The sequence below is a fragment of the Rhodococcus sp. NPDC078407 genome, assembly GCF_044542515.1.
Lineage (GTDB): Bacteria > Actinomycetota > Actinomycetes > Mycobacteriales > Mycobacteriaceae > Rhodococcoides.
Genome location: NZ_JBITUQ010000040.1, coordinates 1 through 26087 on the forward strand (window position 1 = coordinate 1; position 26087 = coordinate 26087).

Below are 26087 nucleotides of genomic sequence, written 5' to 3' on the forward strand. Positions count from 1 at the left end.
AGGATCAAACTCTCCGTAAAAGACCTGCGAAACAACAACCCCCAAAGAGGCTGCGAATCAGTCAAAGACATCAAGTCAAATCACTAGCAAAAAAACTCAACTAGCAAAACAAACAAAACCTTCTCACCCCAGACGGGAAGAATGAAGCAAGAAGATGTCACACCCACACCCCAAAAGGCGTGAGCGCCAAAACATTCGGCACTGACATTCATCGACACACTGTTGAGTTCTCAAAGAACACGCACACACTCTCGACCCTCAGACACGCAGTCCGAAGATCTCCAGGGCAACTGTTCCAGCGTATCCCAGCTTGGTCTCGGACACAAGGCCCGACTCTTGGGGGACACAACCTGCCAAGCCACACGTCCAACCTCGTTCCCCAGTCCGTGAAGACCAGGTCGGTGTCCGTCGCTCTGACTCGACAAAAGTTACGCCACCAACCCCACCAACGCAAATCGGCAGGTCAGATGCGGCCAGGCTCGATCGAACCGCCGACTCCACAAGGACCAGGTCGACAAAACGCCGTCAGGTCAACAAGGCGTCGCGTGCGAATCTTCGCGACCAACTCGGCGAGTCCGAGACCCCCTCACGGAAGTAGAACTGTGGACCATGCGCGCCGATGAGGTCGAGCAGGCTGACGGTCGACTGCGCTGCGAACTGTGCGTCGAAGACACCGGAATCCTCACTTGCCCAACCCAGCTCGGCCACGGTTTCGATCAGCATGTCGTTGCGATGAGACGACGATGCGGATGCGGCGAGGGAAATCAGAAACAGCGTCGCGGCGTCGGTTTCGTACGTCTCCCTACCCAAAGGGAGCCGCGACGCTGCATGTCGCCACAGTCCCACCGCGTCGCCGGCCAGGCTCGCCCCCAGTTTCGTGCGCAGAAGTCTGCCTTTGGCTACGCGGGTCAAGCCTAGGTTCCGCACCGCTTCACGGAGGTCTGTCACCTGATGGTGGTCGATTTCGCGATTACTCGTCCCTACCCACCCCAAACCCCAGTCGAGCTCGTCTCGGAGAGCCGCAACCAGTGCGGGCTCGAGATAGCCGGCAGCGGTCAGGGCAACTCCGCCGTCACCGATCCTGCCGAGAAACCACTTCAACTTGGCCGTGGCGATCTCGGCTACTGGCAAGTCCACCGAACTCTCGATAGTGAGCTCGCACCGGGGCAACAGTGCCATCAGGGACGGCACTTCCGTGGGCCGCACTCGATCGAACAGTCTGCCGATAGAGGGCGACGTCGCGACCGCCTCGGCGAGCACCGACCGTCCCATGTCCAGTGCGTGCAACACCTTGTTGACCGAATCCACATCGAAACGGTCCGGATCGAACGTGGATGCGAACTCGCGCGAGCCGCGCGCGAGCTCCCGCGCGTACTGCGATGGCCCACCACAATCCTCGGGCGGGCACGCTCGCGCCCCATCGAGACAGACCGAGCGTAGGTCGTCGATGTCGGAGTCGACCTGCTCGAGAACGATGGTGTGGGTCCACCCGTCACCGAAGTCGTACTGATAGTTCAATACGGATCCGCGTGTCGTGAGTACCTCGTCGATCCGAACCCGCTCTTCACTCTCGGCCTCGTCGTCCGGTTCGTCGTCGAGACTCTCGGCCATCTCGAATCGACGCATCGCACCGGGGGTTCCGACGTCGAAGGCATGCATGTGACGGTCCTCCCAGCCGAGGACACGTTGCAACACCGAATGCAGTTCGGAAAGCAGCAAGTCCGACCGAATCCGCACCAGACGCCAGACCTGCGGTCGCGTGTGATCGATGGTCACTCTGAGCACCAGGTTGACCAAGTTTCGTCCCGTGACCCCGGTCGCGTCGCCGTCGAACGGCTCCTCGGGGTCCGGCAGATCGGGGACCACCGACAGATGCCGGACGCGGCCGGTTCTGATCGACATGCGACCGACCTTAGCCGGATCGACGCCTCGGACACAGGCGTCGCACGTCCGCACCGAAGTGTTCCAGCGTGCACGACGAACACCTACCCTCGAACGGTGCCGACATTGCGTGCCCTCGAGTGCTTCGTCACCGTCGTCGAGTGCGGTTCGGTCACCGCGGCGTCGGTGCGCCTGCACCTCTCGCAACCGGCTCTCTCGCATCAGCTGGCTTCCCTCGAGAGCGAGATCGGCACACCACTTCTCGAGCGACTGCCGCGAGGGGTTCGCCCCACCCCCACCGGGCTGGCGGTACTGGCCGACGCCCAAGCGGCACTTGCGGCAGCTCATCGGGTTGTCGATTCCGGACGAGCGCTCGCCGGGGGTTCTCGCGGTCGACTCCGGCTGGCCTGTGTCGAGTCGATGACAGTTCCTGTGATCGCTCCGATAGTGCGCGCGTGGGCGCGCAAGTATCGCGATGTAGACGTTGAACTGAGCGAACACAGCAGCGCCGACGCCATGGCCGATTCCGTGACCGGCGGCGCGTCCGACCTGGCTGTCGGCCCCGCGTCGGAGCGATTCGCCGGGCAGACGATCGACATCGGCACCGAAGACATCGTCGCGGTGATACCCGAAGGCCTCGATCTCACCGACGCGACCGGCGTCTCCTGGGACGATCTCCGCGGCAGGCCGATGGTTCACTACCACTCGTCCAACGGGCTCGGAGTGTGGATCGACAGCGAAGCGGCGGCGCACGGCATATCCCCGGCGGTCAGCACGCGCACTCGAAGTGCCACCACCGCAGCACAATTGGCTCATGCAGGCCTGGGGATCGCCCTGGTGCCGACGTCGGCTCTCCCCGCTCGATTCGGCGGTGTCGTCAAGCCCCTGCGGCCGACACTGAGTCGGACCGTGATCGCAATGGTCGGATCGCCGAGTGACCCCTTGGTGCAGAGGTTCATCGCCGACCTGCTCCGCCGCGGGATTCCCAGCGGTCGGCCGCGGTGACGCCCGTCGGCGGACAGCGATCGAGTCCGCGTCAGACGAGTTGCCCACCCCCGTCGACATGGAGGGTGGTGCCGGTGACGAAGGTGTTGGTCAGCGCATAGAGCACGGCGGACACCACGTCGTCGGGTCGACCGACCCGACCGGCAGGATTGGAATCAGCGGTCTCGGCGAAGAACTCACCCTTCCTCGATCCCATCGAATCCCAAGCACCGGAATCGACGATGCCCGGCGACACCGCATTGACTCTGATCGGAGCCAGTTCCACCGCGAGTGCCGAGGCCAGGAACGCCACGGCTCCGTTGGTCGTTGCCATCACCGAAAGTCCGGTTGCCGGCTTCCACGCGGCGACGCCGGAGAAGAAGAGCAACGACCCACCGTCCGCGATGATCGACGCGAAGTGTTTGGCAACAAGAATGGGACCGATCACCTTCGCGTCGAACGCTTTCCGGATGTCGGCGGCATCGAGTTCTGCGACCGGGCCGTTCGCGTGATCGGCTGCCAGACCCACCACATGATCGACCCGTCCGACCTCCACCGCCGCCGCGGCGGCGATGGAGGCCTCGTCGGTCAGATCGACGACCACCGAACTCGCCTGCGGGCCGAGGCTCGCGACCGCGTCGTTCAACACATCCGCACGTCGGCCACCGAGGATCACCTCGCCTCCCCTGCCGACGATCTCGGCAGCAACAGACCGACCGATGCCCGACGCTCCGCCTATCAGTAGTACGCGCATTCACTTCACCCTTTCGTTCGATTGGTTCCTCACCAGCCAAACGAAAAGTTCACCTTCGGGCAATCGTATTCATCTGCACTTGCCATACAAAAATTCGATGGATTCGGTCCTACGCTTCACTCGTCGTCAGACCATCGTTGATCGCTGCGACGTCGAAGGCCAACGCCTCGAGCTGAGATGCCAAGGTCGTCACCGTCAATTGCACCAGGTACTGGGTTTCGACGCCCACCACCACGTACCGAGTCGTCACCGCAGCGTCCAATTCCTGGGCGACGTAGGTGCCTCGAATGAATCGAGACGGCCAGCCCAGCCACGACGCCGCGCTCGCCTCTCGCTCCACCCAACCGGGCATCGCCCGCCCGTCACCGAACCCCAACGCCATCAACGCTTCCGGATCTACCGTGCGGGAGAGCTCACCGACCAGCAGCACAGCATTGGGTGCGAATCCGTTCTCCACGAGATTGGGTTCCACGATCACCTGGGTGGCTCCGGGAAACTGCGCCGGGTCGAGCGGCTGCCAGCCGGCGGGCACCGGCACGGTGAAGCCCAGCTCTGCCGCGGCGGCACCGTCGAGCGGCGACACCCGCAGTGCGTGAGCGTTCAAGTACTCGGCGATGGTGGTGGGTTCGGTCGCCTCCGGCGACTGGGCGTCGTTCACAGCATGCGCCTTCCGATGGTGGACGAATCACGGGCACACCAGACGCTACCTGCGCTGTACCGGGCCTCGAAAGTTGCTGGTGAGCTCCTCCAAGTAACGCGCGACTGCGTCGTCGTCGTTGGAACCGAGGACACGATCTGCAACGGCGAGCACCGGCGCGGCGGCATTCGACGGACACAGCGCAGTGCCCGCCCAGGCGAGCATCGGCAAATCGTTACGCGCATCCCCAATGGCTGCAACCGAACTCGGCCCCACCCCCCACTGCTCACACAACTCCTGCAGCGCACTGGCCTTCGACACTCCCGAAGCAGACATCTCGATGTACGGGGCACCGGAGTGCGTCAACTCCACACCGTCCACGCCGGCCGCGGCAACGAGCTCGTACAGCGCCTCGCTTGTTGTATCCCTGTGACGAGCAACGATTTTGACAGTCGGCTCGACCTCGACCGCCAGACCGTGTTCGGAAAGCTCCATCTCGTACGGGTGCCGGTGATGGTCGGCGAAGACGCACAGTTCCGCATACCCGGCCTCGGCCACGAACCGGGTGGCACCGACGGTCGCGAATGCAACACCGGGCATCAGAGATCGCACGAGCGATGTGACCGACACCACGGTCTCGGCCGGTACCGACCTGGTGCCGACGATGTTCGGCGTACCGCTGCTCAGATCGAGAACGACGGCCCCGTTGGCCCCGATGGCCGTCCCGCGGAAACCGCAGGACGCAGCGAGTTCGTCGATGGAGTGACGCGCCCGAGCGCTCGCCCACACCACCCTGATTCCCGCGGCCTCGGCACCGGCCATCGCGTCGGCGGTACGCGCCGAGACCGTTCGATCCGAACGTAACAACGTGCCGTCGAGATCGGTTGCGACCACGACGACATCTCCGACTGACTTCACCCGCCCGATACTGCCAGGTGTCGTTGCCTCAGCCTGCGACCAACGTCAAGACAGAAATCTCACTCGGTGCGAACACCCGGAACGGTGGACCCCAGAAGCCCGATCCGCGGCTGGTGTACAGCTGTGTTCGCGTTCCGTGACTGCTCAGTCCGTGCACCACCGGCTGGTCGAGGCGTACGAGTGCCGAGAACGGCCAGATTTGACCGCCGTGTGTGTGGCCCGACACCTGCAGGTCGACACCCGCCTCGACAGCGTCCCCGATTTGCTTGGGCTGGTGGGCCAACAAAAGCACGGGCATCGAAGGATCGGTGCCGGCAAGTGCACGGGGAAGATCGGCACCGTGCCCGGGTGCACCCGAGCCCTTTGCCGTCGCGTCGTCGACTCCGGCGATGATCAACGCGTCGTCACCGCGATGGAGCACCACGTGCCGATTGTGCAGGGCGTTCCACCCGATGCTCTCCATGTGATCGAGCCACTCCTGCGCCTCGCCGAAGTACTCGTGGTTGCCCGTGACGTACACGCGCGCCGAGGTTGCGGACATGGACTCCAACGGCGCTGCCTGTTCTCGACGCCGATCGACCGAACCGTCGGCGATGTCTCCGACATGCGCCAACACATCGGGTTCGAGCGCATTGACGGCATCGGTCAATCGGTGCGACCACCGTGTCCGATCGAGCGGACCGAAATGAGTGTCGGTCACCAGAACCACCCGCAGACCGTCGAATCGAGCGCCGAGCCGGTCGATCTTCACGGTCGTGTGCCGAACCCGCGGCGTCCGCATTGCCTCGTAGTGACCCCACAATGCAAGGACGACGACGACTCCCAGCGTCGTCACCGACACGATCCGCGACCGCATCGGGTCGTCGACTCCGGCGAACCACAGGCCGAGCCGCAGTAGCAGTGACAGCGCCGACCACACGAATGCGATCCAGACAAGACCGAGCAGCACGTCTCCGAGGCGCGCCCAGGCATCCTTGGTTCGCCCTTCGGGCCCGGGGCGATGGCCCAGAAACATTGCGATGGGCAGCCCGAGGAATGCGGCGACCGCAAGTGCGGTCCCGACGATCTGCACAGCTGATCCCCACTGGGAATCCGCGAACACCACCGTCCACGTCGGTAGCCCGAAGAGCACCGCGCAGACCGTCAACACGACGGCGGGAACCACGATTCGACGGCTACGCGAACGGTGCGGTGTAGCCGACACGTCGGGGTGCTGCGTCTGTCGATCTGTCATCAGCGATGAACCCCTGTACTGGTGGAACCATATGTTTTCCGAGGCTGTTCGACTGTGAACCCGAGCCGGAAGGACGCTAGGGCCGCCGGCGGGTGGTGTATCCGCGGAGACCGTTGAGTGGCAGCTCGTGCTCGGTGATCTTTTCGTCCTTCGATTCGTCGAGACCGCTCGACTCGGTAGCGGTCTCGTCGGACTCCGCTGAAATCGCGTCGCCCGTGCCCTCGTCCGGCACGGTACCGCCCGACTGCGGCGACTCGGCGTTCGGTGTGCGCTCGTCTCCCGCCGCAGCCACGTCCGCAGCCCGTGCGGGCGACGCCGTTCCGTTCTCGGACGTGCGTTCGCCCTCTGCGGTTGCCGGGTTCTCTGCGGTTGCCGGGTTCTCTGCCTTGGGCTGCGTGGATCCGTTGGTCATCGACGGTCGATTCGGTGACGACGATCCATTCGGTGCCGACGATCGATTCGGTTGTGCAGAACCACGGGAGGTGACGGGTCCGTCGGTCTTGTGCGCACCGTTGATTCCCGACCCATTCGTTCCGGAGCCGTTGCTCGTTCCAGAACCATTGCTCGTTCCGGAACCGTTGCTTCCCGACCCGTTGGTTCCCGACCCGTTGGTTCCCGACCCGTTGCTTGGCGTCGGATCGGGTGCTTCCCGGTGACCGGGTCGGCCCTCCGTCGGGATGTCGATGTGCGGCATGGTCCACAGGGACAACACCGATCGATGTTCGACCGGGGAGGTGTCGGTGGACGCGGTCTCGAAAGCGCCGGAATCATCGAACTGCGAGCTCTCGAGCGGCACCGGCGTCCACGCCTCGTCGGAGGCCGCAGCGCCGTCCACCACGACACTGTTGGGCTTGATTCCCAGCTGCGCCAACGTGGCCCAGAGACTGTCCAACGCCGCATCGCGGTCGAGGTGGTACTCGGATTCACGCACCCGCCAGAACGTCCAGCCGCAGCGCTTGAGTTCCTGCTCGCGCTGCAGGTCGGCCAAGCGCTGCGCCGACGTGGACAGGAAGGTGTCACCGTCGCACTCCACCGCCAGCCGCGAGGATTCTCCGGTGACCACGAGGCCGAGACGCCGATTGTTCACCTCCACACCGGGATTGACGTGAAAACCCCGTTCGACGAGGTCGACGAACAGCTGCTGCTCGAGCAGCGTCTCGAAGGGGGCCGTCCGAACCTCACGTGAGACGTTCACGGGCATCGGATCGGCCGGTGCGGGCGAGACGGAGGTGACGTAGCTCAGCAGCGAATTGCGTAGGTCGGCTCGCTTGAGGCGGTCGACGGTGACCGAATGGAAGAGCCACAGTTGATCCTGTGCCCGCGAGGCAGCCACGTTGAATCGCCGCTTGTACTGGTTGGCGGTGAGGGTCGCGAAGTTCTGGTCGGGCGCCACCACCATCGAGAGAAACACGACGTTTCGTTCGTCGCCCTGGAAGTCCGGCGGCGTGCCCACGCGGAGCCGACGTTGTTCCCACTGTTCGATGCCGATGCGCTTGATCAATTCGTTGCGAATCTCGTCGACCTGCGATTGTCCTTGCAGCACAACCACGCCGAAGGTCAGGTTGTCGTACGAGGAATCCTCGAGGCAGTCGGCGATCTGCTCTGCGATCGCAACGGCTTCGGTGCGGTTGACGAGCGAGGCGTTCTTTCCGGTTACCGTCGCGCCACGAACGTAGGTGTGCCGCAACGGCGGTAGCCGATCCGCCCCGAACTGCCGCACGGGTACGAGCGGCGAGTCTCCGTAGAACTGCTGACTCGACCAATTGATGATCTCGGGCATCGATCGGAAGTGCTCACGCAAGCGCACCACCTGGCCGAACCTGGTGCGCAACATGGAGAACAGACTCGACCTCGGTGTCAGCGTCGCCCGCACATGTTCGGGAAGATCGGGCAGGTAGACGTCCAGTCGGTCGAACACATCCTCGAGGGTGCCTGCTTGCATGACGTCGGCGGGGGCACACTGACGGTCGTCGCCCACCACGATGACCCGGGGCGCGAGATACAGCAGGAAGAGGCTGGTGATGTCGGCCTGACTTGCTTCGTCGACGATGACGACGTCGAAGCTTCCCGGTACCGGCGGAATCGACGCCAGCACCTGAGACAGTGGCATGACCCAGGCAGGCACGGCGCTCTGCGCCTCGCGCATCGCCGATCGTGCTGCGCTGCGGTAGGTTTCGGCATACTTGCCGGCCCCGGATCCGATACTCGAGATGTGCTCGCGGTAGGTCTGCAGCGCACGGACCTCGACGACAGTCATGCGCTCGAGGCTCTTACGCCAGGCACTCGCGGCAGCGAGACGTGTTGTGAGATATGCGATGTCGGTGTCAGCAGCAGCCAACTCGGCTTCGAGCTGCAGTTCCAGACCGCCGTGGTGTTGCTCGCCGACCCACTCGCGAGCACGACGCCACGCCCAGGCCTTCGACATCTGCCAGCTCAGCTCGTCCCATTCGACGTCGGCTGCGGTGTCCTGGACCAGGTCGAACAAGGCCGGTGCCACGGCAGACAGTGAGGCAGACATGGACTCGAGCAGCAGTTGATCCTCCTGCTCGGCACACGCCTGCGCATACGCGGCGACAACGGCAGCCAACTCCGCCGGATCCGCGGTGCTCAATGCGCTCACGAGTGCCGAGCCCTCGGGCGAGGGCCCGGCGTCGATCCGCGTGGCGACCGAGTACTGCAGCGCATCGAGTTCGGCACGTGCGGCATCGATATCCATCCGCGTAGCGATGGTATCGGCGGCTTCGGAGATCTCATGAGCCTCTGCCAGGCTCCGAATCCACGGTGCCGCAGGGGAAATGGCGTACAGCCGGTGCACCAAGGCATCCCGCGCGGACACAACCGATGCCACCAGGCCCAGCCGATCGGCGATACGTGAGACGTTGTTGACGCGAATCGAGCGGGTGCCGTCGAGCGGAACGATGATCGCGAGGTCTGCCAGCAACACCGCCGCGGTCTGCACGGTGTCCAGAGCCCGGATGTGTTCGGCCACCAGACGCGCTGCCATTGCCGTCGTCGCAGGTTGTCCGTCGACCGTGGCCACGATGCCGAGTGCCTCGACAGCTTTCTGCTCTTCGCTGCGGCGGAACCGCGGCTTCCACTCGACACCGGACTCCAGAGCGCCGGCGAACGCGTCCATCGCCGCCAGCGCCATCGCGGAACTCGACGAGCACTGCACGTCGTGGGCACCGACGTAGCGATCCGACGCAGCTGCAGTCTCGACCAACACGTCGAGTCCGCTGACCCGCGACCACAGGTGTGCGGCCTCGCCGGACAGTACGGAATCGGTCAGTCTCGCATAGGAACCATCGAGTTCGGCCACCGCTCGAACTCGGGCCGCAAGCTCCTCGCACAGTTGCCTGATCTCGGCGGACACGGCCGGTTGAACGCCGTCGAGCAGGGCGATCAGGGCCTCCGCCTGCGGTGAGACGACATCGGTCTGCGCACCCGCACGCCGACAGAGAGCAGCGAGTTCGGCCGAGTTCGGCAGCATCGTCTCCGGACGCGGCAACACCTGGCGGGAGCGCAGTCGACGAGAGTCGTCCGAGGTGGCGATCAGCTTGCGCAAACGATCGACATCGGCTCCGCCGAATGGTGGACGGTCGGCCAGCAGTGGGCCCGGCAGCCACTCGTGTGAGCTCTCGGCCGCTTTGACCTTGCGAACGATCGAGGACACCGTCCCGACGTATCCGTCCGAAACATACTCGTGCACAACAGTTTCGGATTCACGCAGCGTGCTGACGCGATCGAGTAGGTCGGCCCGACGGGCGATAGCCGACGCACGCTGGGTCGTCAGCGCATCTATCTTCTGCACTTCGCTTGCTTCGTCGAACGAGGTCTTGCGTTCGGCAATCTTCGCGACGCTGCGGTTGAGCTCGTCCGAACCACCACGCGAGAGGTCGGTGATGGACACGCAGAGCTCCTGCAGCTCCGGCGGCAGCTTGTCGCGCAACACCCGCAAAGCTTGTGACTTTTCACTAGTGACCAGAACCCGTTGACCGCGCGCCAACAGCCCCGACATCAGGTTCGCGATCGTGTGGGTCTTCCCGGTGCCGGGCGGCCCCTCCACTACGACGCCACTGTCGCGTCCCAGACGCTCGATGATCTGAGACTGCTCCGCATTCGCCGGCAGCGGGAACAATGGATCCTCGGCCAGTACGGCGGACCGGCCTGCTCCGGTGCGCTCGAGCCACGCCAACCGATCTGCCGGTTCGATGGCATCGACGAGCTGCGCGAGCCCCAGCGGTACCGGGGAGTCCGCGGAATCGAGATCGGCGATCATCCGCTCGTAGTACTCGATCAGCGCGAACGAGTCGCGCGTACGCAGCACGAGGGCGGGCGAGATGGTCAGTGTGCGGTCGTCGTCGATGTACGCGAGAGCCCCGGGCGGTCCGAGCCGGTCGAGTACCTCGATCTCGTGCCGCGGAACTCGCGCCGCCCACGCCCGGAGGAACTGTTCGACGCCGGCTCCGATCGGCGATCCGACCGAGTCGTGCAGTTGCTGAGCCAAATCCACCGAGCCGGACGTATCGAATTCGCTCGAGCCCGTCAGCAGCTGACCGTCCTCGAGCCTCGGTGTCGTGTTCGCCGCGAGCCGGACCAGCAGGTCACCGGTGCGGACATCGCGCTCGATGTTGGCCGACTGCGTGATCAGGTGGGTGCGGACGCTGCGCTGCGGGTCGGTGTTACTCGACGTCAACAGACCCGATGCGACGACGAGTTCGATCGACTCGGGCCGCGACGCGAGCTCCTGCATCATCAACTGCAGAGCCTGGTATAGCGCAGCCTGCGGACGCCGATCGCGATCCTCCTGCGCCCATTGCTTCCACGACTCCGAGTACTCCTCGAACGCCTTCTTGATCTCGTATGCCTTGCGGATATCGAAGTCGGCATCGGATTCCTGAGCCTCTGCACGACGGCGTGAGGTGGCCGAGGACGCGTCGGCCAACTCGAGCTCCCGGTAGCGGCTGTCGGCGACGATCTGAGGATCGAGCCATCCCGACAGCAGCTCGGGCGGTGCCGGCGGCTCGTCGACCGCAATGCGCGGCGCGCGAAGAACCACGCCGCCCTGTTCGGCTCGCGGATCCAGCTGCATGGGCACGTCACCGGAATGGATCCACTCGACCTGCACATGGTCGTCGAATCGGAGCACCGGGTTCGATCGCGCCTCGACGATTTCGCGAAGAAAGCGCAGCAGGCGTTGCACCCTGCTCTTGAGCATGTCGTCGTGTTCACGACCGGTAGCCGCTGCAGCCGTCACTGTTTCCCCACAGATACTCGAATGGTCGTCCCATTCAGGGACAGTGCTTGCGCACTCGGCCACACTAGCTGCTGAAAAGCGCTTGTTCACCGCGTCTCGAGCACACAGAATGCGTTCTAGTGCTGGGTCACAAAGACCGACTTCGGTCTCTGGAACAACACCCGAAAACGCGGCCCGTCCGGTCCGGTACCGGCCGCCGATGACAGGAGCGTCGCATGCGCAAGCTGGTCTACTACATCGCCGTCACACTCGACGGGTTCATCGCCGCGCCCGACGGCACCTACGACTGTTTCGCCGCGGACGGTGATCACCTCGACGCCATCGTCACCGAGTTGCCCGAGACGCTGCCGGTACATGTGCGCGCCGCACTCGGTATCGATGCCCCGCCGGCGCGGTTCGACACGGTCGTGATGGGCCGGGCAACCCTGCAACCCGCGCTCGACATCGGCATCACCAGCCCGTACCCGCATCTGCGTCAGTACGTCTTCTCCCGCACACTGCCCGCCTCGGCCGACGCCACCGAGCCGGTCGTCGGCCGGGACCCGATCGAACTGGTGCGAGAACTCAAAGCCGAGGACAACGATGCCGACGTGTGGCTCTGCGGCGGCGGCAACCTCGCCGGCCAGCTCGTCGACGAGATCCACGAGCTGTTCCTGAAGGTCTACCCCGTCGTGCTCGGCCGAGGCATCGGGCTGTTCGCCCCCGATGCCGGACCCGAGCCGCCGACCGTCCGCAGGTTCGAGCATCTGCACTCACGCCAGTTCGACAGCGGCGTGCGGTTCACTCGGCTGGTTCGCTCCGACGGCGGTGAGCTATGACGTATAAAGACTGAATGCCTGCCGCACCGGTTTCCGAAGGGGAGCCGCCGACTCGTCAGCCGACGACCGAGCGCGGGCTGAGGACCCGATCCGCTCTGGTGGCAGCCGCCCGACGCGTTTTCGAGGACAGCGGATACCTCGATTCTCGGCTGATCGACATCACCAGGGCTGCGCACTGCTCGGCAGGAACGTTCTATACGTACTTCACCAGCAAGGAAGAAATTCTCGCCGCTGTGCTCGAACAGGCCAGGGACGACATGCTGCATCCAGGCACGGAACGGGTGGACCCGCACGACGACCCCGCCGCCGTTATATCAGCGAGCAACCGGGCCTACTTCGAGGCATATCGGCGCAACGCCAAGCTGATGGCCCTGCTCGAGCAGGTATCCAACATCGATCCGGAGTTTCACCGGCTGCGCCGCGAACGGGCCGACGCGTTCGTTCGGCGCAATGCGCGCAGTATCGAGAGCCTGCAGAAACGCGGCGTGGCGGATACCGAACTCGACCCCCTGCTCGCCTCCCGTGCGCTGTCGTCGATGATCAGTCGCCTCGCGTTCAACCACTTCGTCGTCGACGCCGAGGACGGCAATCCCGACTCCGATTACGAGGCGCTGCTCGCCACCGCGACGAAGCTGTGGGTGAACGCGTTGCGGCTACCGGACAGGAGTGGCGGACACAGCCGATGAACGCCGCCCTCGGCGACCTGTCCCCCGCTCGAAACCGCCTTCCTCGACCTGTACCCGCCGGTAATGTACTCGCCGGTAGCCAGAGACGGTGAGGAATCACGAATGATGAGTCCCGACAACGCTACTCGCGAGTACGAAACCGAGATGAGGTCGAGAGGAGAAATTGACGAATGCGGAATGCGTTGTCACATAAACCAATTGACGCGTTCGTGATCAATCACACTCACCCCGAACGCCGTTGGCACGGCACAGTGCCAGGTTGCCGCTAGAATAAGTCGACCGGAGTGCTGCATGGGCGCAGGAATGGAGTCGTCGGAACGACCCGACAACCATCAATCGGACATGCCCAGCCGCGGACCCACCTCCCATCGAGTGCACCGACGCGATGTGCGCCTACACCGAGCGAAGAGAGATACGTTGTTCAAGCGGATTGCAGTAGTCAACCGAGGCGAGGCAGCAGTACGGCTGATCCGAGCCGTCCGAGAGCTCAATGCCGAACACGATTACGGCATCCGCACCGTAGCGCTGCACACTGAGGCCGAGAAGCGGGCCATGTTCGTCCGCCTCGCCGACGAAGCCGTCACGCTGCGTAAGCCCGCCTCCGGCTCGGCGTACCTGGACTACAGCGTCCTCGAGGCCGCGCTGGTGGAATCCGGCGCCGACGCAGTGTGGGTCGGGTGGGGCTTCGTCGCAGAGGATCCGACGTTCGCCGACCTGGTCGCCCGCCTGAACATCACCTTCATCGGCCCGTCCGCCGACGCGATGCGCCTCCTCGGCGACAAGGTCGAGGCCAAGATCCTCGCCGAGAAGGTCGGCGTCCCCGTCGCACCGTGGTCCGGCGGCCCCGTCGAGACCCGCGCAGACGCCCGCCGTCACGCAGCAGCAATCGGCTACCCGCTGATCATCAAGGCACGTTCCGGCGGCGGTGGCCGCGGCATCCGCAAGGTCTTTCACGAAGACGAGCTCGAACTGTCCCTCGAACGCACCCAGGGTGAGGCCGAGCGCTCCTTCGGCGACCCCGTGGTGTTCCTCGAGCGTCTGGTCACCGATGCCCGCCACGTCGAAGTACAGGTCATCGCCGACAGCCACGGCAATGTCTGGGCTCCGGGTGTACGCGACTGCTCCATCCAGCGTCGCAACCAGAAGGTCATCGAGGAGTCCAGCTCCCCGCTGCTGACCAAGGAACAGTCCGACCAACTGCGCACCGCCTCGGCAGAGCTCGTCAAGGCCGCCGGATACCAGGGCGCAGGCACGGTCGAATACCTCTATCAGCCCGAGCAGAAGATCTTCACGTTCCTCGAGGTCAACACCCGCCTCCAGGTCGAGCACCCCATCACCGAGTACACCACCGGTATCGATCTGGTGAAACTGCAGATCCTCGTCGCCGACGGTCAGGCGCTGCCCGGTGAGTGCCCGCCCGAGTTCGGTCACGCAGTCGAGGCCCGTCTCAACGCCGAGGACGCCGACAACGGCTTCGCTCCGGCTCCGGGCACCGTCGAGTTGCTCAAGTTCCCCCTCGGCACCGGCATCCGCGTCGACACCGGGATTGCCCAGGGCGACGTCATCCCGCCCGACTACGACTCGATGGTCGCCAAGGTCATCGCCTGGGGCCGCGACCGCAGCGAAGCACTGGCGAGACTGCGCAACGCACTACGCGAGACCACCGTCGTCATCGACGGCGGCACCACCACCAAGTCGTTCCTGCTGAGCCTGCTCGACCGCGAGGAAGTCATCTCCGCCTCCGCCGACACCGGCTGGCTCGACCGCACCGAGGCCGGCTCGCAGGTGGGACCGACGGCCGTCGCCGACATCGCGATCATCGCCGCCGCGATCGACGCCTACGACGCCGAGGAGGCCCGCGAACGCTCCGCGTTCCTCAACTCCGCCCGCGGCGGTCGCCCCCGCGCCACCCATGCCATCGGCCGTACCGTCGAACTCAACTACCAGGGCCAGGCCTACAAGCTCGAAGTCGGCCAGACCGGCACGCACCGCTACAGCATCGACGGAGATGCCGTCGGAGAGTTGCAGGTCGACCTCGAACGTCTCGGCACCTACGAGAGCCGATTGGTTGTCGGCGATCGCCGGTACCAGGTCGTCACCGTTGCCGGACCCGCGCACTTCCTCGTCGAGGTCGACGGCGTCAGCCACCAGATCTCCCAGGACGAGGCCGGGCTGGTCCGCGCGCCGGCACCCGCCGTCGTCGTCGCCGTTCCGGTCGCCGTCGGCGACGAGGTCGAAGCAGGACAGACCCTGGTCGTTCTCGAGTCGATGAAGATGGAAACCGCAGTCCGGTCTCCGTACGCCGGCACCGTGCGCGAGGTCCTGGCCTCGGTCAACGGACAGGTCGACGCCGGAGCCGCCCTGCTACGCGTCGATCAGGCCGGTGAACAGAAGGTCTCCGAGCAGGCACCGCGCGTCCAGTTCCGCGGTATCGACGACGCCGCGCAGCGCTCGCCGCAGCGCCGGGCGCTGGACCGCCTCGACGAACTCGCCGCGCTCATCACCGGCTTCGACGTCAGCGGAGCGCGCGCTCGAAACCTGTTGTCCACGTACGAGACTCTGCGCGCCGAGGTACCGCGGAACGACTCGGAGCTCGTCGGTGCCGAACTGTCGTTGCTGAACACGTTCGCAGACATCTGCGAACTCTCCCGGAACCGGCCGACGATGGACGAGGAGAGCACCGACGAACGCGTCCACTCCCCTCGTGAGCACTTCCATTCGTTCATGCAGTCCCTCGACGCAGACGTTCAGGGCCTGCCGGAATCTTTCCGGGGCAAGCTCACTCGCGCTCTCGCCCACTACGACGCCGCCATCGACGAGGGCCGCACACCGGAACTCGAAGAGGCCGTATACCGCGTCTTCCTGGCGTTGCAGCGCATGGAGAACCAGGTTCCGGTCATCGCGGCGTTGCTCGGCCATTGGCTCAGCGACTCCTCGGCGCAGCCCGACGCCACCCCCGCGATGGCCGAAGTACTCGAACGGCTCATCGGTGCCACCCAGGCCCGCTACCCCGTCATCGGAGACGTCGCTCGCAACCTGCGCTTCCGGTTGTTCGACGAGCCACAGATCCGCACCGCACGGGAGAAGATCTACGACGGAGTCCGCGGCAGCCTGCAGTACCTCGCCGAGAACCCCGACGCCCCCGACTATTCGGCCCGCGTCGCCGCGCTCGTATCCACCCCCGAGCCGTTGATCGAGCTACTGGCGCAACGGATCACCGACCCCGGGGCCTTGCTCGAGGTGATCACTCGCCAGTACTACGAGATTCGCACCCTCGAAGACGTGAAGGCCTTCGACCGCGACGGAAAATACTTCGTCACCGGCAATTTCGAGCTCGCGGGCGAGCAATTGCACCTGATCTCCACCGCAACCGACTTCGATTCTCTCGCAACCACTCTGGATGCCGTGGACGATATCGCCGGACCGTCGCCGGAGAACCTGGCCGTCGACCTCTACCTGTCGTGGCCGGACGCTCCGACCGACGGCGATGCGCTGTCGGACCAGCTGCAGGCCGTACTGGCCGCACACCCCGGCTCGGGATACTGGCGTCGGGTGACGGTAACCGCCTTCGGGTCCGCCACCCGAAAGATGACCTACCGTCGTACCACGGTCGAAGGGTCCGAGCCGCTCGCCGAAGACACGATCATTCGGGACATGCACCCGCTGACCGGGCAGCGACTCGATCTGTGGCGACTGAAGAACTTCGACGGCGTTCGCCTGCCCGCCAGCGCTGGAACGTACCTGTTCCACCTGACGTCGAAGGAGAATCCTTCCGACGAGCGACTCGTCGCCCTGGCTGAAATCCGGGGAGTCACAACACAGTTGGACGACGCCGGAAACATCGTCGCGGTACCGGAGATCGAGCGAACCGTCGCAGCCTGCCTCGACGGCATCCGCCGCGCCCAGGCCGGGCGTGGCAAGAAGCGCCTCGACGCCAACCGCGTCGTGCTCTACGTCTGGCCGGTACTGAACGTGCCCGCCGACCGCATCGCCACCATCGCCCGGCACATCGCCCCACTGACCATCGGTGCCGGACTCGAAGAGATCACCCTCATCGCACGTCTGGCCGAAACGCCCGGCGCAACACCGCGTGAGGTGGCGCTGCGTCTGTCTTACCGGTCCGGTGCCGGCATCGTCGCCAAGGTCACCCCGCCGCCGACCGAGCCGATGCGTCCGCTCGACGAGTACACCCAGAAGGTGCAGCGGTCGCAGGCGCGCGGCACCGTGTACCCGTACGAGCTGATTCCGTTGCTGAGCAGCAACGGTGGCACGTTCACCGAGTACGACTTCGACGCCGACGGCGTACTCGCCCCGGTGGACCGTCCCTACGGTCGCAACTCCGCAGGCGTCATCGTCGGTGTGGCGACCACACCCACGGCCAAGTACCCCGAGGGCATCACCCGCGTCGCGCTGTTCGGTGACCCGACCAAGGCGCTCGGTACGGTCGCCCAGGCCGAATGCTCGCGGATCGTCGCAGCGATCGACCTGGCCGAACAGCTCGGCGCACCCGTCGAGTGGTTCGCCTTGTCCTCCGGCGCAACGATTTCCATGGAATCGGGCACCGAGAACATGGACTGGGTCTCCCGCGGCCTGCGCCGCATCATCACCTTCACCCAGGCCGGCGGTGAGATCAACATCGTCGTCGCGGGCATCAACGTCGGTGCGCAGCCGTACTGGAACGCCGAAGCCACCATGCTCACCCACACCAAGGGCATCCTGGTGATGACCCCCGACAGTGCGATGGTGCTCACCGGAAAGCAGTCGCTCGACTACTCCGGCGGCGTCTCGGCCGAGGACAACTTCGGTATCGGCGGCTACGACCGCGTCATGGGCCCCAACGGCCAGGCGCAGTACTGGGCACCGAACCTGAGAGCCGCGTGCGACATCCTGTTCGCGCACTACGATCACGCGTATGCCGCACCGGGAGAACGCTTCCCGCGTCGAGCAGCCACGGCCGACCCGACCGAGCGGGACGTGCGCACCTACCCGCACGTGCACCCGTCCAGCGACTTCACCACCGTCGGCGACATCTTCTCCTCGGTCACCAACCCGGACCGCAAGAAGCCGTTCGACATCCGCACGGTGATGCGCGCCGTGGTCGACCAGGATCACTCGGTACTCGAGCGCTGGGCCGACATGGCCGACGCCGACACCTCCGTGGTGTTCGACGCCCACCTCGCCGGAATCCCGGTGTCCGTCATCGGCATCGAGTCGCGGGCGATCCCCCGCAAGGGCTGGTTCCCCTCCGACGGCCCCGATCAGTGGACCTCGGGAACGTTGTTCCCGAACTCTTCGAAGAAGACGGCACGAGCCATCAACGCCGCCAGCGGAAGCCGACCGATCGTGGTGCTGGCCAACCTCTCCGGATTCGACGGGTCACCGGAGTCGCTCCGCAACATTCAGCTCGAATACGGTGCCGAGATCGGCCGCGCCATCGTCAACTTCGACGGACCGGTCGTGTTCTGTGTCGTCTCGCGTTACCACGGCGGCGCATTCGTGGTGTTCTCCGGAGCGCTCAACGACAACATGGAAGTCCTCGCCGTCGAGGGATCCTTCGCCTCCGTACTCGGCGGTGCCCCGGCAGCAGCCGTGGTGTTCACCCGCGACGTCAACGCCCGCACCGCAGCGGACGCCGACGTCAAGGAACTCGAAGCACGCTTGAACGCCGCCGAGGACGACGCAACCCGCTCGGCCCTGCGCGTCGAACTGGCCACCGTGCGAGCGAACGCCCGCAACGCCAAACTGGGTGAAGTGGCAGCCGAATTCGAGGCCATCCACAACATCCAACGAGCACAGAACGTCGGGTCGGTGCACCACATCGTCCCCGCCGCCGAACTACGCCCGCAATTGGTCGCCGCAATCGAACGCGGAATGGCGCGGTCGTTGGCTACGTAGGCCTGGGTCTGTAGGACTCCGGGCTGGACGCACACGCGCGCGCGTTCGCTGGATGCTCACGGAATGGTGAACGATTCCGTGAGCGTCTGGCGAACGCGCGCGCGTTTGTCGGTTGGGGGTCGGCTCGGAGCGCGTTACCAGTAGGTCAAATCTGTGGCCACGACTCCGGTGCACTGACCGGTGAAGATGGTCACCGCGCAGGCCTCCCACAGGCGGCCCAGCAACTCGAAACCACCCAACGCACCGCTAGCGCTACCGGTGCTCGCGCTTCCCGTGTCGGCCACCGCGACTGCCGGCGACCCTATGGCGATGACTGCGGCTCCCAGCACAACAGCAATACGACGCTTCACGCTGTTCTCCTCTTCTCTTCCATCGGACATGGCTCGCTCGACACGCTAACCTCGCGTCCGAAATGTCACAATCGTCCGAACGAACGATTCCTCGCCGTCAGAGCTGCAGTACGCGGGCGCTGACGAAGCGCCGCAGTTTCCCGGTCAGTGGGTCGATGAAGTCCAGTGCCCGGGCGAGGAGCTGCAACGGCCGGGTGAAGTCGTCGGCCGGAGTCGATGTGTACACCGGATAGTAGGGGTCGTTCATGATGGAAATACCCAGGGACGACAAATGGATTCGCAACTGATGGGTCTTGCCCGTCTTCGGAAAGAGTCGGTAGCGTGCGAAGTCACCTGAGGTGCCGACCAGTTCGATCAGGGTCTCGCTGTTCGGCTCCCCCGGCTCCTCGTATGCCGTCATCACCCCGTGCTCTTTGAGGATTCGACTGCGCACGATGCGCGGAAACTCCAGTGCTGCATCGAATCCTGCGACGGCCTCGTACTCTTTGGTGACGTTGCGGGAGGAGAAGAGTTCTTGATACGGCCGTCGGGCATGCTTGGTCTTGGTGAAGAGCAGCACCCCGGCGGTGGCGCGATCGAGTCGGTGCGCGGGCGTCAGGTCGGGGCAATCGAACTGCTTGCGCAGCCTGACGGTCGCCGTTTCGGTGACATGCCGGCCGCGCGGGATGGTGGCCAGAAAATGCGGCTTGTCGACCACCAGTAGATCATCGTCCTCGTGCAGGATGTCGATCTCGAATGGAACCGGAACCTCCTGGGCCGGAACACGATAGAAGTAGACCTGACTCCCGGCGCGATACCGAGAATCCAGGGTGATGGGCCTGCTCTTCTCGTCGACCACTACGGCGTCGCGAATGGCCCGCCGCCAGTCGTCGTCGGGCATCTCACGTTCGAGATACTCCACGACGGTGGTGGCCGAATGACCATGCGGCAGCAGCAGTCTCAGCGGGGCGAGACCATCACGAAAGGGCAGCATACTTCTACGCGCAGTCGAGACAGATCAACCGCAGACCGCGCCCGGCGTCGCCGTCGAAGTCCTGGTACCGGGACGTCGGATTGCCGCAGGCACTGCAGCGTCCGATGACGGCGGTGTGGTCGGAGAAGTTCTGCGCCATCCGCTTGTCGAAGACGAACAGCGAACCCTCCCACAGCGCGTCGTCGCCGAAAGTCTCTGCGTAGCGCACGATTCCGCCGTCGAGCTGGTAAACCTCCTCGAAGCCCCGGGCCACCATCAACGACGAGAGCACCTCGCACCGCACTCCCCCGGTGCAGTACGTGACCACCGGAGACTGCTTCAGATGGTCGTAGGCACCGGAATCCAGCTGGGAGACGAAATCTCTCGTCGTCTCGACGTCGGGCACCACCGCGTTCTTGAACTTACCGATCTCTGCCTCGAACGCATTGCGGCCATCGAAGAAGACGACGTCGTCGCCGCGAGAATCGACGAGCTCGTGCACCTGATGCGGGCTCAGATGGGTGCCGCCGCCGACAACCCCGTCGGCGTCGACCTTCAATTCCCCGGGGGCTCCGAACGTGACGATCTCGTCGCGCACCCGCACACTCAAGCGCGGGAAATCGTTACCGAGCCCATCGGACCACTTGATGTCGGCGTCCTTGAAAGCCGGGTAGCTGCGGGTGCCGCGGACATACCTTTTGACGTCGTCGACGTCGCCGCCCACCGTCGCGTTGATGCCGTGTTCGGAGATCAGGATGCGTCCGGTCAGCTTGTTCGACGCGGCCAGCGTCTGTTGCCACAGCCGGATCGCCTCGGGATCGGGCAGTGGAGTGAACACGTAGAACAGGACGATTTTCGGTACAGCCACACCGACCAGTATGGCGCGTCGTCAGGCGGGCGGCGCCGCCGCCCGGACGCGCTGGGTGCCGGAATCGACGGTGAAGCCCGCTCCCCAGTACACACCCGTCTGCGGATCCTCCTTGGCGGTGAGGAACCAGTGGTCCATCCGCGCCGCCGTCTTGGTGACCTGAAATACGCCGAACCCGTGACTGTCGAGGTCCACGAACTTCACGTGCTGGTTGAGCGCCTTGAAGGCCTCCTCGGCGACCCGGCCCAGCGTGTGCGGCGGAGTTCGCGTCAGATCGTCGATGTTGGCCGAGCTCACCGAGGTGACGACGAGTTCGGTGGCAGCGGGTTCGGTCGTCGAGTAGCGGGCCGCATCGAGCGGCACCTCGCACGCCCAGGCCGAATGGATATCGCCGGTGATGAAGACGGTGTTGTCGACGCCCGCGTCCACGATGGCACCGAGCAGCCTGCTGCGGTCGGCCGTGTAGCCGTCCCACGGATCGGCGTTGTACGGCAGACCGCCTTCCGGAATCCCGAGAAGCGAGGTGATGGCCTTGGCTGTGTTGCGGTCCAGTGGCGGGATCAACGTCGGTGTGATCATCACCGGGTTGCCGACGATCTTCCACTGCGTCGGCGACGAGACGATGCCGTCGGTGAGCCACTGCATCTGGTCGGCACCGGTGATGGTGCGATTGGGAGAATCGACCTCGGTTCCGTTGAACGGCAGCACCTGCTGCGAGCGGTACGTGCGCAGGTCCAGCATCGACAGCTCGAGGAGGTTGCCGAACCGCAGCCGGCGGTAGAGGTGACGGTTGGTCGCGGAGCCGGCGGCGCGCACCGGCATCCACTCGTAGTAGGCCTGCTCGGAATTTGCCTTGCGGGTGAACCAATCGCCCTCGGCCCCCGGAGTGTGGTTCTGCGCGCCGGTGTCATAAGCGTCGTTGGCGGATTCGTGGTCGTCCCACGTGCAGATCCACGGAACCCCGATGTGCGCTGCCTGCAGATCGGGGTCGGACTTGTACTGGCCGTGGCGCTGACGGTAATCGGCGAGCGTAACGATCTCGTGCGTGGGCGAATGCTGCCGAATCACCCCGTCACGGCCCGGGAACCCGCCCGTCTCGTACTCGTAGATGTAGTCGCCCAGATGGACAATCGCGTCGAGGTCTCCCCGGGCCGCCAGATGCCGGTAGGCACCGAAGTACCCCGACTCCCAGTTGGAGCACGAGACGACACCGAAGCGTATCGCGTCGACGTCCGCGTCGTTGGCCGGTGCGGTGTGCGTGGTTCCGACAGCCGATGCCGCGTCGCTCGTCCGGAAATCGTAGAAGTACGTGGTGTCTGCGGCCAGACCGTCGACATCGACCTTGACGGTGTGATCGGTATCGGGGCCGGTGGAGACGGTTCCGGAGGCGACGACGTTGCTCATGTCTGCGTTTCGGGCGATTCGCCAGGTCACCGACACCTGCGGGCCGACGGCGGAGCCCGGGGTGGCGTCGGGCACGGGGGTGATGCGAGTCCAGAGGACGATCGCGTCGGGTAACGGATCTCCCGACGCCAACCCGTGCAGAAAGCCCCGGTCGCTGCCCTGCGCGTAGGCGGTCGCCGGCAGTGTCGTCGCGACTCCGGCCACTACGACGGCGACCGACGACGAGCGAAGAAACGTTCTTCTGGAGAGCGCAGACTCAACGTGCATCGGGTCAGTCCATGCGATGGATGGTCGGTGGTCAAGTCGGGGTCCCCCTCGTGCGCGTTTTGCGTAGTTCCAGGTACGCAAAACGCGCACGACGGGGAGGTCGGGTTTGCCGGGGTCACTGCGGGAGAACACTCGGAGAATGGACGCTCTGTGGTTGTTCGGTGATCAGCTCGGTCCGCATTTTCATTCGGTGGACGAGCATGCCGATCGAGATGTGCTGATGATCGAATCCCGACGCGTGTTCCGGCGGCGTCGGTATCACCGACAGAAGCTCCATATCGTGTTGTCGGGGATGCGTCATCTGGCCGACGAGCTCAGCGATCGCGTCACCTATTTGCAGACCGAGACCTATCGCGAAGGGTTGGCCGAGTACGGCAAGCCGGTGGTGGTCTACGAACCCACGTCGCACGCCGCCGAGAAGTTCGTCGCCGCGTTGCACGAGGAGGGTCTGGTCTCGGAGGTGCTGCCGAGTCCGATGTTCGCCCTGCACCGGTCCGAGTTCGCCGATTGGGCGGCCGAGCGCGGCACTTTCCGCATGGAGACGTTCTACCGCGAGCAGCGCAAGAAGTTCGGGGTGCTGATGGAGGGTTCCGACCCGGTTTCCGGAAAATGGAACCTCGATGCCGAGAACCAGTCACCCCCGCCGAAGGGACGCCTGACACTCGGGGTCGACGCGCCGTGGTGGCCGACAGAGGACGCCATCGATGACGAGGTGCGTGCCGATCTCGACTCGTGGGACCTCGACACCGTCGGAGTCGACGGGCCACGGGTGTTCGCGGTGACCGCAGATGAGGCGTCGGAAGCGTTGGCACACTTTGTGAACTATCGCTTGGACGACTTCGGCAAATACGAGGACGCGGTGATGGCCGATGACTGGACGATGTCTCACTCGCTGCTGTCGGTACCGCTGAATCTCGGACTGCTGCAACCGCTGGACGTGGCACACGCAGCCGAGGACGCCCATCGAGACGGCACCCCGCTGGCCAGCGTCGAAGGCTTCGTCCGGCAGATCCTCGGCTGGCGCGAGTACGTATGGCACCTGTACTGGCATCTGGGACCGGAGTACATGGAACGCAACGAACTCGGAGCACATGAGCCACTGCCGGAGTGGCTCCTCGATCTGGACGGCGATGCGGTAGTTGCGAAGTGCCTGTCCAGCACGGTCGACGGTGTGCGCGATCGCGGTTGGGTGCACCACATCCCCCGACTGATGATTCTGGGAAACTTTGCGCTGCAACATGCCTGGGACCCGCGAGCGCTGACGGAGTGGTTCGCGACGGCGTTCGTCGACGGGTTCGCGTGGGTGATGCCGGTGAACGTGATCGGCATGAGCCAACACGCGGACGGTGGAGTAATCGCAACCAAGCCCTACGCCTCCGGCGGCGCGTACCTGAACCGCATGACCGACTACTGCGGCACCTGCGAATTCAACCCCAAGAAGCGACTGGGCGACGACGCCTGCCCCTACACCGCTGGCTACTGGGCCTTCGTGCACCGACACCGAGAGATGTTGGCGCTCAATCACCGCACGGCACGGCAGGTGTCGTCGATGAACCGATTGAGCGACCTCGAGCAGGTGCTGGAACAGGAACGCCAACGCGAGGTGTACTGACGCGCTGGGGTTTTCAACCGAGAGTCGCTACCTGCGAGAAAGCTCGACAGTAGCTAGAGCGGCGTTGCTCTGTCCGAAGCCGTCAATATCGACCGCCCCGATTCAGGCATCTGGCCCAGCCCGGCACTCGGGCGACGTCCAGGTCGATGGGTCCAGTCCGAATGCATCGATGCTCGGGTCTGCCTCTCGCCGTCGAACCGCGTGATTGTGCAATCGCCGGAGAGATCGAGCGTCTACCACGGACCACCGACAGGTTTGTGCTGTCGAATCCTTCTGCACAGCAATAGTTTTCGATTCAACGATGGTTGCCAGTCGAACGCATGTTCGATACACTCGCACCCATGACGACGGAGATCTGGCAACTGAGCGAGGCAGAACTGCTCGCCGACGCCGCCGCCGTCTCCCACCAGATTCAGTTGCTCGAAGCCCGTCGGATCGCCCTCGTGGCCGAAATCGACACCCGCGTCTCCCGGGAGAAGCTCGGCTTCCCCGGACCCGCCGGCTGGCTCACCTCCACCACCCTGCTCACCCCGAGCAAAGCGAACAAGATCGTGGCCCTAGCCCGCGGCCTGAAGAACTTCCCCGACATCGCCGACGCCGTGAACACCGGCAGCATGACCGTCGACCACGCCGCCCTGATCCTCGGCTTCGCCGAAACACCACCGAAACTCCTCCCACAAGCTGGTCAAGACATGGCCCGCGCCGCAATGATCACCGCCGCCACCGGGCCCGGGGCACGCACCGACAAGATCCGCGAAGCGATCACCAAACTCAAAGACACCTACGGCAGCGAGAAGCCGCCCCCTGAGGACACCGACCGCAACGAACTCTTCGCATCGAAAATGCTCAACCAACGCCTCTGCCTCAAAGCCGACTTCGATGCCGTCACCGCAGAAAAGCTCTTCACCGCACTCTCCCCGCTGACCGAACCACGGCCCGCAGCCGACGGCACCCCCGACCCACGCAGCCCCGCCAGACGGCGCGCCGACGCCTTCGGGCACATCCTCGACCGCTACCTCGCCTCGAGCGATCGCCCCACCGAAGGTGGGGAGAAACCACACATCAACCTGCACATCCGGTTGCAGGACCTCCACAGCCTGAGCTGTCAGAACAGCGACGACATCACCGACGACGAAACCACCCGCGCAGCAGCAGGATCCGACAGTGATCCCGACTCTGACACCGACAGTGACACGGGCAGTGACCGTGGCGCGTATCGGGATCTGTTCGGTGACGGCACCTCCGTCGGGTGGCTGCCCTGGATGGGGCCGCTCTCGCGCAACACCTCACGCCAACTGGCCTGCGACTGCCTTCTGACCGCGATCGTGATGGACGAGAACGGCAACCCGCTGAACCTCGCTCGCACCGCACGCACCGTCACCGCGAAACAGAAACGCGCGCTCACCGCCCGCGACCACGGCTGCGCGTTCCCCGGCTGCGGAAAACCCGCCGCCTGGACCGAAGGCCACCATATTCCAATGCCGTTAAGTTAGCGGCACGCGGAGCTGCAGCCGAGGAGGATGCTTCTCGTGACGCCCGTGATGGTGTGGTCGCTTCGTGTTGTGAAACG

General features: G+C 64.9%; 16 protein-coding genes. 6 read left to right on the forward strand and 10 right to left on the reverse strand.

Annotation, left to right across the window (positions count from 1 at the left end):
- Positions 1-525 precede the first annotated feature (525 nt).
- Complete coding sequence (locus ACIGGF_RS24490) at positions 526-1902, reverse strand: plasmid pRiA4b ORF-3 family protein (protein ID WP_397523684.1); 1377 nt, start codon at positions 1900-1902, stop codon at positions 526-528.
- Positions 1903-1998: 96 nt separating this feature from the next.
- Between ACIGGF_RS24490 and ACIGGF_RS24495 the strand changes: the two genes are divergently transcribed.
- Positions 1999-2886 carry a LysR family transcriptional regulator gene (locus tag ACIGGF_RS24495; RefSeq protein ID WP_397523685.1) on the forward strand — a complete coding sequence of 296 codons (888 nt, stop codon included), beginning with the start codon at positions 1999-2001 and terminating at the stop codon, positions 2884-2886.
- Between the two features lie 31 nt (positions 2887-2917).
- Here the strand turns inward: ACIGGF_RS24495 and ACIGGF_RS24500 are convergent, their stop codons facing one another.
- The 5 genes from ACIGGF_RS24500 to ACIGGF_RS24520 all read right to left on the reverse strand — a co-directional run bounded on the left by ACIGGF_RS24500 (position 2918) and on the right by ACIGGF_RS24520 (position 11626).
- Positions 2918-3619 carry an SDR family oxidoreductase gene (locus tag ACIGGF_RS24500; RefSeq protein ID WP_397523686.1) on the reverse strand — a complete coding sequence of 234 codons (702 nt, stop codon included), beginning with the start codon at positions 3617-3619 and terminating at the stop codon, positions 2918-2920.
- 109 nt (positions 3620-3728) lie between these two features.
- Positions 3729-4277: an LpqN/LpqT family lipoprotein gene (locus tag ACIGGF_RS24505; protein WP_397523687.1), complete on the reverse strand. Its 549-nt coding sequence runs from the start codon at positions 4275-4277 to the stop codon at positions 3729-3731.
- A gap of 45 nt (positions 4278-4322) precedes the next feature.
- Positions 4323-5174, reverse strand: a complete 852-nt coding sequence (locus tag ACIGGF_RS24510) for an HAD hydrolase family protein (RefSeq protein ID WP_397523688.1) — start codon at positions 5172-5174, stop codon at positions 4323-4325.
- Between the two features lie 28 nt (positions 5175-5202).
- Positions 5203-6408: a metallophosphoesterase gene (locus tag ACIGGF_RS24515; RefSeq protein ID WP_397523689.1), complete on the reverse strand. Its 1206-nt coding sequence runs from the start codon at positions 6406-6408 to the stop codon at positions 5203-5205.
- Between the two features lie 76 nt (positions 6409-6484).
- Positions 6485-11626, reverse strand: coding sequence for an AAA domain-containing protein (locus ACIGGF_RS24520; protein ID WP_397523698.1), 5142 nt, complete (start codon positions 11624-11626; stop codon positions 6485-6487).
- Positions 11627-11880: 254 nt separating this feature from the next.
- Between ACIGGF_RS24520 and ACIGGF_RS24525 the strand changes: the two genes are divergently transcribed.
- The 3 genes from ACIGGF_RS24525 (at position 11881) to ACIGGF_RS24535 (ending at position 19064) form a co-directional block, all read left to right on the forward strand.
- Complete coding sequence (locus ACIGGF_RS24525) at positions 11881-12483, forward strand: dihydrofolate reductase family protein (protein WP_397523690.1); 603 nt, start codon at positions 11881-11883, stop codon at positions 12481-12483.
- Between the two features lie 14 nt (positions 12484-12497).
- A complete protein-coding gene (locus tag ACIGGF_RS24530) occupies positions 12498-13169 on the forward strand; it encodes a TetR/AcrR family transcriptional regulator (RefSeq protein ID WP_397523691.1) in 672 nt (223 codons plus the stop codon).
- Between the two features lie 417 nt (positions 13170-13586).
- Complete coding sequence (locus ACIGGF_RS24535) at positions 13587-19064, forward strand: carboxyl transferase domain-containing protein (protein WP_397523699.1); 5478 nt, start codon at positions 13587-13589, stop codon at positions 19062-19064.
- Between the two features lie 134 nt (positions 19065-19198).
- On the opposite strand, the gene ACIGGF_RS24540 is transcribed toward ACIGGF_RS24535, so the two are convergent.
- The 4 genes from ACIGGF_RS24540 to ACIGGF_RS24555 all read right to left on the reverse strand — a co-directional run bounded on the left by ACIGGF_RS24540 (position 19199) and on the right by ACIGGF_RS24555 (position 22905).
- Positions 19199-19444, reverse strand: a complete 246-nt coding sequence (locus tag ACIGGF_RS24540) for a hypothetical protein (protein WP_397523692.1) — start codon at positions 19442-19444, stop codon at positions 19199-19201.
- Between the two features lie 67 nt (positions 19445-19511).
- The gene (locus tag ACIGGF_RS24545) at positions 19512-20387 is read right to left on the reverse strand and encodes a pseudouridine synthase (RefSeq protein WP_397523693.1); all 876 of its coding nucleotides are present in this window, start codon (positions 20385-20387) and stop codon (positions 19512-19514) included.
- A gap of 4 nt (positions 20388-20391) precedes the next feature.
- On the reverse strand, positions 20392-21234 hold the full coding sequence (locus ACIGGF_RS24550; RefSeq protein ID WP_397523694.1) for a rhodanese-related sulfurtransferase: 843 nt from the start codon (positions 21232-21234) through the stop codon (positions 20392-20394).
- Between the two features lie 21 nt (positions 21235-21255).
- Positions 21256-22905: an alkaline phosphatase D family protein gene (locus tag ACIGGF_RS24555; RefSeq protein ID WP_397523695.1), complete on the reverse strand. Its 1650-nt coding sequence runs from the start codon at positions 22903-22905 to the stop codon at positions 21256-21258.
- 139 nt (positions 22906-23044) lie between these two features.
- On the opposite strand from ACIGGF_RS24555, the gene ACIGGF_RS24560 reads away from it, so the two are divergent.
- Together ACIGGF_RS24560 and ACIGGF_RS24565 are read left to right on the forward strand one after the other, a co-directional pair.
- Positions 23045-24517 (forward strand): cryptochrome/photolyase family protein, encoded by a 1473-nt coding sequence (locus ACIGGF_RS24560; protein ID WP_397523696.1) that lies wholly within the window; start codon positions 23045-23047, stop codon positions 24515-24517.
- A 341-nt stretch (positions 24518-24858) separates the two neighbouring features.
- Complete coding sequence (locus tag ACIGGF_RS24565; RefSeq protein WP_397523697.1) at positions 24859-26010, forward strand: DUF222 domain-containing protein; 1152 nt, start codon at positions 24859-24861, stop codon at positions 26008-26010.
- Positions 26011-26087 lie beyond the last annotated feature (77 nt).